Below are 12690 nucleotides of genomic sequence, written 5' to 3' on the forward strand. Positions count from 1 at the left end.
TAATTAACTCCTTTCATAAAGACTATCTATATTTTTCGTAGTTAAGCATTTTTTATGCTAAAAAAATAAAAAAAAATCTGAATTTATTTCAGATTTTTCTTTATCTCAACTACAAGGAGCAAAGTAGTTACTTGCAAAAATTTTTACTTATTTTTTATTATTTGTCTCTTCTATTACTTTCTCTGCTAATATAGAAGGTACTTCTTCGTATCTTACAAATTCCATACTAAATTCACCTTTTGCATGTGTCATAGACCTAAGTTCTGTGGCATATTTAAACATTTCTGATAAAGGTGCTTCTGCTATAATCTTCTGACTTTCACCTTTTCCTTGTTCCATACCTATAATACGACCTCTTTTTTTATTTAAATCTCCGAGTATATCTCCCATAAAGTTTTCTGGCACATTTATCTCTATCTTATAAACTGGTTCTAGTAAAACAGGGTTTGCATTTTTCATTCCTTTTCTGTAAGCTAATGAAGCAGCCATTTTAAACGACATTTCATCAGAATCAACTGCATGATAAGAGCCATCAGTTAACGTAGCCTTTATGCCTACAACTGGAAATCCTGCTAATACTCCCTCTTTAGTACAATCAGCTAATCCTTTTTCAACGGCAGGTATAAAATTCCTAGGTACCGATCCACCTACTACTTTATCTACAAACAAAAATCCTTGGTCTGTTTCTCCTATTGGTTCAAAATCTATATACACGTGTCCATATTGCCCACGTCCACCAGATTGTTTTTTATGTTTTCCTTCTGATGATGCCTTGCTTTTAATAGTTTCTCTATATGGTATTTGTGGATCAATTAATTCTACTTCAACGCCAAACTTGGATTGCAATTTATCATGTAGAACCTCTATATGCATTTCACCCATTCCAGATATGAGAGTTTGTTTGGTCTCGTGATTTCGCTCAACTTTAAGGGTAGGATCTTCTTCTTGTAATCTTTGCAAACCATGACCTATTTTATCTTCATCGCCTTTTGTCTTAGGTTGTATAGCCATAGATATAATAGGTTTTGGAAATTCTATGTCATCGTATACAATTGGATTTTTGATATCACACAATGTATCTCCCGTAAATGTATCAGATAGCTTTGAAAAAGCACCAATATCTCCTGCTTCTAGTTTTTCAACTTCTATTTGTTTTTTTCCACGAAGTACATATATATGGTTTATTTTTTCTTTTTTATCCTTTTTTGAGTTTAAAAGCTCTTGACCACTTTGCAATGTTCCAGACATGATTCTAAATTGAGACAATCTTCCTACATAAGGATCTACAATAGTTTTAAATACAAAAACAGATAAAGGCTCTTGTGCCGAGATTTTTCTTTCGATAATTTTGTCGGATTTAACATCTTTTCCAACTACTACTTTTTTTTCATCAGGTGCTGGAAAAAACTCGATTATCATATTTGCTAAGGTTTCAATACCAATATTATTTACTCCAGATGTACATAAGACAGGAATTAGATCTCCCTCTAAAACACCTTTTCTGAGACCTTTGTGTATCTCATCATTGCTTATTTCTTCTCCATTGAAGAATTTTTCCATTAGTTCTTCTGTGCTTTGGGCTACTGATTCTATAATCATCTCTCTATATGGTGTTATATCGTCTTTTAATTCTTCAGGAAGTTCAATATCAATACATTTATCTCCTAAACGTTCTCTACCAGTCATATCTACCACATTTAAAACACCTTTAAAGTCAAGTGCTTCTCCGTATGGCATTTCAAAAGGCACCACTTTATTACCTAGTTGGTTTTTCAAGTTTTCCATTACTACATTAAATCTAACATTTTCTCTATCCATTTTATTTACAACAATTATTGAGGGTATCTTTCTCTCTTTAACATATTCCCATGCTTTTTGAGCACCAACTTCTAATCCTGCAAGTGCATCTATTACAATCACTGCACTGTCAGCTACTCTCAAAGCACTAAATGTCTCACCAGAAAAATCAAAGTAGCCTGGAACATCCATAATATTTAATTTATGGCCATCAAGCTCAATAGGTACTATAGAAGAACTTATGGAAATACCTCTTTTAATTTCTTCCTGATTGTAGTCAGATATGGTATTGCCGTCTTCTATTTTACCCATTCTATCAATTATATCCACATTGTATGCCATTGCTTCTACTATTGATGTCTTTCCACTTCCACCATGTCCTAATAATACTACATTTCTAATTTTGTTAGTTGGATATGTTTTCATTTAACTTCCCCCTCATAATTTTGTGGTTGTATCAATGAAAAAATCTGTATTACAATATCAAAACATACTACTATTTTATAATATTTTTTTAGTTTAATCTATATTTTAGAAAATAAAAAAAATGACTTGGCAATCAAATCATTTTTTGTCATTATTACAAAGCAGTCGAAGTTATACGTTGATTTTTTCCCTTAACCTACTTAATATTTTCTTTTCTAATCTAGAAACTGTCATTTGTGAAACTCCTAAATCAGTAGCAATTTCATTTTGACTTTTATTATTATAAAATCTATCTACTATAATTTTTTTATCATACTCAGACAAGTTAGTAAAAATAGTACGAAGAAAATCTTTATCTTCTACTTCTTTAATGTGATTATCTTCTATACCTAATATTTCAAATAGCGATATATCACTGTCATCACTGGAGTTAGTTATTTTTACGTCTAAGGAAGATGGTGCATAGGCATAACTTCCTTCCATAGCCTCTATTACTTCTTCAGTAGAGAGGTCAAGATACTTGGCAATATCATCTACATTAGGCACTCTCATTAATTTATGTTGTAAAGCTTCTTTTGCTTGGTTTATCTTTCTATATGAATCTTGAATTCGTCTAGGAACTTTTATAATCCACTCTTTATCTCTAAAATACTTTTTTATCTCACCTAATATGGTTGGAGTGGCGAAACTAGAAAACTCATATCCTTTACTCGGATCGAATCTCTCAATAGCATAAATCAAACCTAAGCTAGCTACTTGATAAATATCTTCAAAGTCTACACCCTTATTGACGTACTTCTTTGATAATATCTCTGCTATATACATATATTCTTCGAATATTTGATTTCTTAAATTTGTGTCTTTTTTATCTATGTACTCTTTGAATAATAATTCAATACGTTTTTTTCGCTTTGCGGCTTTGTTCTCTTGAGTAATCGATAAATTTTTATTCATTTTTACTCCCCTAATCTTTTTGTCATACGTATGGTAGTTCCATTATTGTCTCCCTTAAAAATTTTCACTTCATCCATAAGAGTTTCAATAATGTATAAACCTAATCCGCTTTCCTTAGGATTATCTAGATCGGGAGTTTTTAGTTTTTCAAATTCTATTCCCTTACCATCGTCACATACATCAATTATAAGGTTTTTTTCGTCAATTGTATAGTGTACAAAATACTTGCTACAATCATTTCCACCTCCATATTTTAAGGCGTTTGTACACGCTTCAGATATTGCAACTTTCAAATCCTCAATATCGTCGATATTGAATCCCATTCTATTTGCAACACCAGACAAGGTAAGTCTTGCGACACTTACGTATTCAGGTATATTCGGCAATGTGAGGCTTATAGTAACTTTATTGTTTTCCATATTATGATTCCTCCACTTATTTAACTAGAAAGATTTTAGTCAACCCAGTAATATCAAATAATCTTTTAACATTTGATTTTAAATTAACTATTTCTATTTCTATGTCTTTATATTTACCTCGTATACCAATTAACGCACCTAATCCAGTACTGTCAATATACTCTAATTCTATAAAGTCAAACAAAATATTTTTAATTTCTTTATCCATTAATTCATTTACTGATTTTTTTAAATTGTCAACTGTATAAATATCTACTTCTCCAATTAACTTTACGTCGTACGATCCGTTTATGCTTTTAGTTATTATTGATAACAAAAATGTCTCCCCCTTGTTTCTTTAAAAATTTATAACAAGCTTAAGAAGGAAAACTTCTGTTCTCCTCCGCCTTTGTTTACCTAAGGAATTTATTAGTTCCCCTTAATCTTATACTTTGCTCTTAGACTTTTTAGTAAATTTTTTTATTATTTTTAATATAAAATGAGAATAATTTAATGTTTTTAGAACTGGTTTTAACATAAAATTTTTAGTTGTTGTAACTGTCTTTTCAACGTTTAAAACAGAATGTTTTAAAGATCCTACGGATTCTTGAACATCTTCCATTACCCCTGAAGAACTCTTAGTTATTACTTCGATATCTGCTATAATGGCATCAATATTTTGCTTATTGCTTAACATTAATTCATCCATGTCTTCTATAGTCTTTGCAAGGTTTTTCATTGTCTTTGCAATATAGATTGCTCCCACAATAAATGCTATACCTATAAAGAGTATTCCTACTTCCCATAAATGTATCTGTGCAAACACTTCTTCACCTTCTTGTCTTGTGTATATTATTTATATTTGAGTATCTTGTGGATCCGGGTCTTGATCTAAATCTGTTTCAAGATCATCTATCGCATCTTCGACAGAATCCTTGATTTCCTCTAACTTGCTTTCTAATTCACTTCTATAAGACTTCACTTTATCGGAAACTTTACTGCTTAAACTTTCTACTTTTTCATTTATATCTTCTTTATATTCCGTCATTTGTTCCATAGCGTCGCTACTTAAGTCTTTTACATTGTCAACTAAATCTTCACTTGCATCTTTCAATTTTTTCATTGTATCTTTTCCGGATTCAGGAGCTAATAATATTCCTGCTATTCCACCAATAATAGTACCTAATAATACTCCACTCATAAAGTCTGAACTTTTAGACATAATCATTCCTCCTACTGTTTATTGTAATTAATTATACCCCATAACAATTCTATTAATCACTTTTTTTCAAAAAAAACTATTCAAAATAGATTTACTCTACTTTTGAATAGCTTTTTTAAAGTTATTATTATTACTCTTCTCCAAATTTACTTTCTACTAATCCTACTAAAGCATCTAGTGCCGCTTGTTCATCGTCACCGTCAGTTTCAATAGTAATTACTGTATCTTTTGAAAGTCCACCAGCCATAATACCCATAATACTTTTAGCATTAATCCTTTTATCGCCTTTTATGATATTGATTTCTGATTTGTATTTTCCTGCCTCTTGCACAAACATAGAAGCTGGTCTTGCGTGTAATCCTGTAGCGTTTAATATTGTTATCTCTTTACTTATCATTTTAATTTCCTCCTAGACTATTTCAATATTTAATTTATTTAATTCTAATTGTACCATTTGTTTAACTTCGTCTGCCGTAGCAAGATCTAAAGCTTTTTTAGCGATTTCTTGAGCTTCTTTTAGCGTAACACTTCTAATTATTTTTTTAATCTGTGGTATTGATGAGGCACTCATGCTAAATTCATCTAATCCAAGTCCTAATAGTATTAATGCTGCAAGAGGTTCTCCGGCCATTTCGCCACACATCCCTGTGAATTTTCCTTTATGAGCATGAGATGCATCGATTACATTTTTTACCAACCTAAGTATTGCAGGATTGAATGGTTGATATAAATAAGACACATTTTCATTCATTCTATCAACAGCAAGTGTATACTGACATAAATCATTAGTACCTATACTAAAAAAGTCTACTTCTTTAGCTATAATGTCTGCACATACTGCTGCTGATGGTATTTCTACCATAATACCTACTTTAATTTCTTTGTCATATGCAATTTGTTCTGTATCTAATTCGCTTTTACATTCTTCTAATATTACTTTAGCTTGTCTTACTTCTTCAATATTAGATATCATGGGAAACATAATTAAAGCTTTTCCATGTGCACTTGCTCTTAATATGGCTCTTAATTGAGTTTTGAATAAATCTTTTTCAGCAAAGCATAATCTAATTGCACGTAATCCTAAGAATGGGTTTAATTCATCATCTAACTGTAGATATGGAAGTTTTTTGTCTCCACCTATATCTAAAGTTCTTATTATAATTGGCATATTCTCCATGCCTTCTACTACTTTTTTATAAGCGTCATATTGTTTTTCTTCACTTGGCATTTCGTGACTATCCATGTATAGGAATTCTGTTCTATATAAACCTACACCCTGTCCACCATTTCTATGAACACCTTCTATGTCATTTGGAGTACCGATGTTTCCAACAAGTTCAACTAAGTGACCATCTTTAGTTTCGGCATGTAAATCTTTTAACTCTTCTAGTTCTTTTCTAAAGTTTTCGTATTCATTTTTTTTATCTTCGTATTGTTTTAGAGTTGTTTTATCTGGATTTACTATAACTTCCCCAGTTAAACCATCTAAAATAATAATGTCGCCCTCTTGAGCCTTTGATGTGATATCTTTTAATCCAAGTACAGCCGGTATTTCTAGACTTCTAGCCATAATCGCAGTATGAGACGTTCTTCCACCGATATCAGTGGCAAAACCTTGTACTCTCTCTTTATTCATTTGTGCAGTATCAGAAGGAGTTAAATCCTTTGCAATAATTATTACATCTTCATTTATTTCACTTAGATTTTGACTTTTCACACCTAGAATATTTCTTATTAATCTACTACCAACATCTGATATATCTGCTGCTCTTTCTTTCATGTATTCATCATCCATGGAACCAAATATAGCCACAAATTGTTCTGTTACTTGATTAGTCGCGTTATCTGCAGCAATTTTGTCATTATTGATTATCTGTTCTATTTGTCCTGTATATTCAGGATCATCAAGAATCATTAGATGTGCATCGAAAATCTTTGCCTCTTCTTCACCTAATTCTTTAATTGCCTTTTCTTTTATTTCCCCTATTTGTATACTTGATACTTTAATAGCTTCTTTTAATCTTGATACCTCACTTTGTATATCTTGTATCTCCTTAGTGCTTATCTCAATATTCTGATGTTTCAATACATATGCCTTACTTATCGCTATGCCAGGAGATGCACCTATACCCTTCATACTTGTTCCTCCTCAGTAAATAATTACATTGTATATTATACTAATGCATAATATTTTTTTAATTCTATCACACTTCATATACCATTACTAGATGTAATGGTATGTAATGGTTTGCATTTTATGTTTGCATTTTTTTTGTATAAAGAAAAAACTTTACTAATTATTTAAGTAAAGTTTTAGCTATGACCATCATCAAAGTATCATCTTCAATATTATTAGCATTATTAATCCAGGTATACCTAATACTCCTATTGTCAAAGCGTTAAGAGGGTTAATTCCGATCTGGAAGTTGTATGCTTGACCAAATATGTTTAGTATAAACAATATTAGTCCACCTAAAATACTATTAATAAAAATTGTCATAATAATCTTAACTGGAACCTTGAATATTTTCATCAAAGAACTTCCCAGTAAATACAATAATAATAAACCAATGGAATATGCTAATACTGCATCAGTTTCTAATCCTATCCCCATTTTAATAATCACCATCCTAAGTTTCTTATATATAAGATATTTAAGACATGTGATAATTATTCTAAATTATACGTGAAAAGTTATATTTTCTGCCTTGGCTTTCTTTAACAGATATGCATAAAATGATTGATTTGCTAAAATTTTATGCGCTGCATAATCAACTAAATCCGGATCTGTTACATTAGCAAAATAATTTTTTGACTGTTCTAGATCTTTTTTAGCTTTCTGTATTAGTCTAATGGCACTATCATCGTGTAGTTTTGTTTTCATATTTATTTTTACACTTTGTCTATTTACATAAAAAATGTCTATTAGTCTTTTAACCCTACTCAACATAGATAGCTTAATTTTAATTGCTATTGTTATTAATGATTTGTACATAAAACAAACCCCCAACAAGTTTCTTTGATTGTATTATTAACCTATTAAGGGGAATTTTATTCACTACTTAAATAAAATTAATTATTCACAATAGCAAGTTAGATTTATTGATGTGTTCTGCCACCATCTAATAAAATTATTTGTCCATGTAGATATTTTGATTTATCTGATGCTAAAAATGACGCCAAATATGCAATGTCTTCCGGTTGTCCTATTTTTCTGATTGGTATTTTATTTAGCAATTCTTTTCTGCTTTGTTCATCAGGATATAAGTGATCTAATATATCTGTTTGAATTACTCTTGGAGCTATTGCATTTACATTTATACCTTTGGGTCCTAATTCTTTAGCAAGATTTAGAACCATAGCGTTTTGTCCTGCCTTAGACGCTGCATAATGTATGCCTCCACCAGTACCCGTTAGGGCAGAACCTGAAGATATTACTACAATTTTTCCATATTTACTTTCTTTTATATGGTTTAAAAAAGCCTTTACTGTTAAAAAGGATCCTTTTAAATTAATATCCAAAACCTTATCCCAAAGGGCTTCATCTATTTCTTCAAAAGACTTTTTAATTGATATGCCAGCGTTAACTACTAATATATCTATTTTCCCTAATTCTTTAGAAATTTCGTCGGCAGCTATATTTAAGGATTCATAATCAACTACATTTATTTGTTTAAATAAAGCTGTGCCACCCATTTTTTTTATTTCATCAACTGTTTTTTGTCCAGCCTCTTTAGAAATATCCGCTATAATTACTTTAGCACCTTCTTTACACATATCAATAGCGATAGCTTTTCCTATACCCATTGCACCACCAGTTACTAAAGCAATACGATCTTTCAATAACATTTTTGAATTCACTCCTTTTACATATTTATCCCGTATTTACAGGCACTAAGATTCCCGCTTCAAACCCCTACTGAATAAAGTTTCACTTTATCCCGCATTAACAGGCACTAAGATTCCCACTTGAAGATTTGAAGATGAAAAAAATGATAAGTGGGAGATTAACTGCCTGTAAAAGCCCGATTGGTTCAACTAATCTTCAATAGGGTAAACCCCTACTGAATAAAGTTTCACTTTATTTTAAGATTTTATACTATCACATTTATTAAAACAATGTTTTTTAGATAAAACGTATATATCTCATCTGCTAATGAGAATAAGCTCAATTACACTTGTTACTTGGGCTCTTTGTTTATATGCAATTATATCAATAGTTTCTTCGCAATTAGGAATATTACTTATAATCTTTTTCTTTATAATACAAAAGGATAATTTTTCTTAAAAAAAATAGCCCTCTTCTTCAAGGGGGCTGGGGAAATAATCACAAACACTTATTTAAACGTATGAAGGGCGTTTTAAGTGATGTCTATGATATACTCTATTTTACTATGCATTGCTTTTTTTGTCTATACTATTAGTTGCATTTAATCAATATTTTTTATATTAATTTGTATATTGTTACTCATACTACCTCTTTTATATTAATATAGTATGTCATAATTACAAGTTACATCTTATCTAAATAAATACTATTAGTACATTTATCATTGACAATAATCATACTATTTAGTACATCTTTACATAGTTCATTAGCAAATTGGATTGCTAATTCTCTACTTTGGAAATTCCCCATAATTTTATAGGTATTTCGATTTGTAACAGTCCAGACATTTCCCTTTCTATCTGCGGATTCAACATAATACTTTGTATACATAGAACACCTCCATTATTGCGAATACATCTATTATATGTAGTTGCTAGTAAAAAAAGACCAACTTTTTATACTTAAATAATTTTAAATATTAATTGTAAAATATGGGTGTATCACATCCGATGTTTTTTACATATACTACATATTAAGTTAGGGAATAAATATAGAGGTGATCTTTTTGTGTGGTATTGTTGGATGGATAGATACAATGGAAGATATTTCTTCTTATAATTTAGCAGTCAAGAAAATGATGGATACTTTGTCTTACAGAGGTCCTGATTCTTACGGTACTTATATACATGAAAATGCTCTTTTAGGTCACAGAAGACTCATAGTTATTGACCCTTCTGGTGGTCAACAGCCTATGACAAAAGTCGTAGACAATACACATTATACTATTGTGTATAATGGAGAGTTGTACAATACAGAAGACATACGTTCAGAATTAATAACTCATGGTTACTCATTTAATTCATATTCTGATACTGAAGTACTCCTTACTTCTTATATTCATTGGAAAGAAGAATGTGTTAATCACTTAAATGGTATTTTTGCTTTTTGCATATTTGATGAAAAGAATAAATCTGCTTTTTTAGCTCGTGATCACCTTGGAGTTAAGCCTTTATTTTATACCCAGTTAGGATCGTCATTAATATTTGCTTCTGAAATTAAAGGCCTTCTGTCTCACCCTGATGTGCATCCTATATTGGATGAACAAGGATTAATGGAAATTTTTGGGCTTGGTCCTGCAACAGATTTGGGCTCCGGTATTTTTAAAAACATTAATGAAATTCCTCCTGCACATGGGATGGTTTTTTCAAATGGGAATATAGATCTTAAAGAATACTGGGAATTAAAGGCTATAGAAAACAACGAGTCTCTTGAAGAAATTTTAGAACATACTCGATATCTTTTAGAAGATGCTATAACGAGGCAATTAATTAGCGATGTACCTATATGTACATTTTTATCAGGTGGATTAGATTCTAGTATCATATCTGCCGTAGCCTCTAAAAATGTGAACCATCTTAAAACTTTTTCTGTAGATTATACTGATAATGAATTGTATTTTAAATCTAGTTTATATCAACCAAATTCTGATAGTTACTATATCAAAGTTATGTCTGATTACTTAGGTACTAACCACAATAATATAATCCTTACCCAAGAGGCATTGGCTGAAGCCCTAAATGAATCAGTCCTTGCAAAGGATACTCCTGGCATGGCTGATGTGGATTCATCTTTACTTCTGTTTTGCAAAGAGATAAAGAAGCATGTCACTGTAGGATTATCTGGAGAGTGTGCAGATGAAATTTTTGGTGGATATCCATGGTTTACTAGAAATGAAGATCTATATGCAGATACTTTTCCTTGGGCAAAATCTGTAAATTATAGAAGTCGTATTTTAAATGATTCTCTCAAGAAGTTACCATTAGAAGAATACGTTCGAGGTAAGTTTAAAGACACTTTGTCTAAAGTTCCAAAACTAGATGGTGAACCTATTGAAGATACAAAAATAAGAGAAATGACTTACCTTAACATCAAGTGGTTTATGATTACCTTGTTAAATAGAAAAGATAGAATGAGCATGAGAAATAGTCTAGAAGTTAGAGTTCCTTTTGCCGATCATAGATTAGTTGAGTACGCTTATAATATCCCGGCAAAATATAAATTATTAGGTGGTAGAGAAAAAGGTCTACTACGTGAATCTGTAAAAGATTTACTTCCGGATGAGATAATTCATAGAAAAAAAAGTCCTTACCCTAAGACCCACAATCCAATTTACACAAATATTGTAAGAGATAATCTTTCTAAAATACTTAAAGATAAATCTTCACCTATTTTAGATATTATCGATACTAAGTACGTTAAAGAAATTGTAGATACTAATGGGTCAAACTTTGAAGTTCCTTGGTATGGCCAGCTTATGACCGGACCACAAGTAATGGCTCTATTAACTCAAATAGATTTTTGGTTAAAATCATATAATGTAAAAATCCTATAACCAGCATCCATTATATGTGGTGCTGTTCATATAGATATAGCCGGGTTCTAGTAACCCGGCTTATATATTATATGCTAGTTATCCAACTAAAGGAGTCTTCTAATTGACCATTTTGAATCTTGGTAATACTATTGTATAATCGTTGAGACAATTGACCTATTTCATTATTATTTATTGTTATCTCGTTGTCTTGCCAAGATAACGCACCAATCGGAGAAATTACTGCCGCTGTTCCTGTAGCAAACACTTCTTGCAACTCACCTTTTCTATGCCATTCAAATAACTGTTCAATAGTAAACCTCTCTTCTATAACTTCAATATCCCAACTTCTTAAAAGTTTTATCGCAGAATCACGCGTGATTCCTGAGAGAATACTGCCTTGTAAAGGAGGTGTATATATCTTATTACCTACTCTACAAAATACATTACTTGTGCCTACCTCTTCAACATACTTTCTTTCTATGCCATCTAACCACAAAACTTGTGAGTAACCTTTTTTACCTGCTTCCACTTGAGCCATAAGGCTTGCTGCATAATTGCCACCAGTTTTAGCAAAGCCTATACCTCCTGGTACTGCTCTTACATATTTATCTTCTACGTAAATCTTCACAGGGCTTATTCCTTCTTTATAATACGCTCCTACTGGGCTTAATATAATCATGAACAAGTAAGTTGACGAAGCTTTAACTCCTACAAATGGATCTGTTGCAATCACAAAAGGCCTTATGTATAAAGATGTGCCTTCAGCTTTAGGTATCCAATCTTGATCTACTTTTACAAGAGTAGCAATTGCTTGAATAACATCTTCTTCGTCCAATGTAGGAATACACATCCTTTCATTGGATTGGTTTAATCTAGCTGCATTGTCCTTGGCTCTAAATAACTGTATATCTCCACTATCTGTTTTATAAGCCTTTAATCCTTCAAAGGTTTCTTGAGCATAGTGAAAAACCATGGTAGATGGATCTAACTGTAATGGTCCATATGGTTCCACACGAGGATCATGCCAACCTTCTCCTTGTGTATAATTCATAATAAACATATGATCTGTAAAATCATGACCAAAGACTAAACTATTCTCGTCTGGTTTTTTCTTTGGATTACGTGTTCTAGTTATTCTTATCTCCATATTACCATCTCCCGATAAATTATCTTTTCATTATAACCTAAT

General features: G+C 31.3%; 14 protein-coding genes. 1 reads left to right on the plus strand and 13 read right to left on the minus strand.

What is annotated here, in order from left to right; translation table 11 throughout:
- Positions 1–147: 147 nt before the first annotated feature.
- From fusA to GC105_RS10435, 12 genes are all read right to left on the minus strand, one after another.
- Complete coding sequence (fusA, locus tag GC105_RS10380) at positions 148–2223, minus strand: elongation factor G (RefSeq protein WP_152804468.1); 2076 nt, start codon at positions 2221–2223, stop codon at positions 148–150.
- 171 nt (positions 2224–2394) lie between these two features.
- A complete protein-coding gene (locus tag GC105_RS10385) occupies positions 2395–3177 on the minus strand; it encodes a SigB/SigF/SigG family RNA polymerase sigma factor (protein ID WP_152804470.1) in 783 nt (260 codons plus the stop codon).
- A gap of 2 nt (positions 3178–3179) precedes the next feature.
- A complete protein-coding gene (locus GC105_RS10390) occupies positions 3180–3596 on the minus strand; it encodes an ATP-binding protein (protein ID WP_152804472.1) in 417 nt (138 codons plus the stop codon).
- Positions 3597–3612: 16 nt separating this feature from the next.
- Entirely contained in the window at positions 3613–3912 is a 300-nt protein-coding gene (locus GC105_RS10395) for an STAS domain-containing protein (RefSeq protein ID WP_152804480.1), read from the minus strand.
- Between the two features lie 108 nt (positions 3913–4020).
- On the minus strand, positions 4021–4401 hold the full coding sequence (locus GC105_RS10400; RefSeq protein ID WP_152804482.1) for a DUF948 domain-containing protein: 381 nt from the start codon (positions 4399–4401) through the stop codon (positions 4021–4023).
- Between the two features lie 30 nt (positions 4402–4431).
- The gene (locus GC105_RS10405; protein WP_193708376.1) at positions 4432–4797 is read right to left on the minus strand and encodes a YtxH domain-containing protein; all 366 of its coding nucleotides are present in this window, start codon (positions 4795–4797) and stop codon (positions 4432–4434) included.
- A 130-nt stretch (positions 4798–4927) separates the two neighbouring features.
- Entirely contained in the window at positions 4928–5194 is a 267-nt protein-coding gene (locus GC105_RS10410; RefSeq protein WP_152804486.1) for an HPr family phosphocarrier protein, read from the minus strand.
- A gap of 12 nt (positions 5195–5206) precedes the next feature.
- A complete protein-coding gene (gene ptsP, locus GC105_RS10415; protein ID WP_152804487.1) occupies positions 5207–6934 on the minus strand; it encodes a phosphoenolpyruvate--protein phosphotransferase in 1728 nt (575 codons plus the stop codon).
- A gap of 192 nt (positions 6935–7126) precedes the next feature.
- Positions 7127–7411 (minus strand): pro-sigmaK processing inhibitor BofA family protein, encoded by a 285-nt coding sequence (locus GC105_RS10420; RefSeq protein WP_152804489.1) that lies wholly within the window; start codon positions 7409–7411, stop codon positions 7127–7129.
- 66 nt (positions 7412–7477) lie between these two features.
- The gene (locus GC105_RS10425; protein WP_152804491.1) at positions 7478–7792 is read right to left on the minus strand and encodes a DUF2508 family protein; all 315 of its coding nucleotides are present in this window, start codon (positions 7790–7792) and stop codon (positions 7478–7480) included.
- 104 nt (positions 7793–7896) lie between these two features.
- Entirely contained in the window at positions 7897–8646 is a 750-nt protein-coding gene (locus tag GC105_RS10430; RefSeq protein ID WP_207706972.1) for an SDR family NAD(P)-dependent oxidoreductase, read from the minus strand.
- Positions 8647–9310: 664 nt separating this feature from the next.
- Complete coding sequence (locus GC105_RS10435) at positions 9311–9517, minus strand: hypothetical protein (RefSeq protein ID WP_152804493.1); 207 nt, start codon at positions 9515–9517, stop codon at positions 9311–9313.
- A 175-nt stretch (positions 9518–9692) separates the two neighbouring features.
- Between GC105_RS10435 and asnB the strand changes: the two genes are divergently transcribed.
- Entirely contained in the window at positions 9693–11519 is a 1827-nt protein-coding gene (gene asnB, locus GC105_RS10440) for an asparagine synthase (glutamine-hydrolyzing) (protein WP_152804495.1), read from the plus strand.
- Between the two features lie 67 nt (positions 11520–11586).
- On the opposite strand, the gene GC105_RS10445 is transcribed toward asnB, so the two are convergent.
- Positions 11587–12648, minus strand: a complete 1062-nt coding sequence (locus GC105_RS10445) for a branched-chain amino acid aminotransferase (protein WP_152804496.1) — start codon at positions 12646–12648, stop codon at positions 11587–11589.
- Positions 12649–12690 lie beyond the last annotated feature (42 nt).

This window comes from Alkalibaculum sporogenes (assembly GCF_009362815.1).
Classification (GTDB): Bacteria; Bacillota; Clostridia; order Eubacteriales; family Alkalibacteraceae; genus Alkalibaculum_A; species Alkalibaculum_A sporogenes.

Excerpts from the sequence above, each read along its gene's own strand:
- fusA (WP_152804468.1), bottom strand. The coding sequence starts at position 2,223 with ATGAAAACATATCCAACTAACAAAATTAGAAATGTAGTATTATTAGGA.
- GC105_RS10385 (WP_152804470.1), bottom strand. The coding sequence starts at position 3,177 with ATGAATAAAAATTTATCGATTACTCAAGAGAACAAAGCCGCAAAGCGA.
- GC105_RS10390 (WP_152804472.1), bottom strand. The coding sequence starts at position 3,596 with ATGGAAAACAATAAAGTTACTATAAGCCTCACATTGCCGAATATACCT.
- GC105_RS10405 (WP_193708376.1), bottom strand. The coding sequence starts at position 4,797 with ATGTCTAAAAGTTCAGACTTTATGAGTGGAGTATTATTAGGTACTATT.
- GC105_RS10410 (WP_152804486.1), bottom strand. The coding sequence starts at position 5,194 with ATGATAAGTAAAGAGATAACAATATTAAACGCTACAGGATTACACGCA.
- ptsP (WP_152804487.1), bottom strand. The coding sequence starts at position 6,934 with ATGAAGGGTATAGGTGCATCTCCTGGCATAGCGATAAGTAAGGCATAT.
- GC105_RS10420 (WP_152804489.1), bottom strand. The coding sequence starts at position 7,411 with ATGGGGATAGGATTAGAAACTGATGCAGTATTAGCATATTCCATTGGT.
- GC105_RS10425 (WP_152804491.1), bottom strand. The coding sequence starts at position 7,792 with ATGTACAAATCATTAATAACAATAGCAATTAAAATTAAGCTATCTATG.
- GC105_RS10430 (WP_207706972.1), bottom strand. The coding sequence starts at position 8,646 with ATGTTATTGAAAGATCGTATTGCTTTAGTAACTGGTGGTGCAATGGGT.
- GC105_RS10435 (WP_152804493.1), bottom strand. The coding sequence starts at position 9,517 with ATGTATACAAAGTATTATGTTGAATCCGCAGATAGAAAGGGAAATGTC.
- GC105_RS10445 (WP_152804496.1), bottom strand. The coding sequence starts at position 12,648 with ATGGAGATAAGAATAACTAGAACACGTAATCCAAAGAAAAAACCAGAC.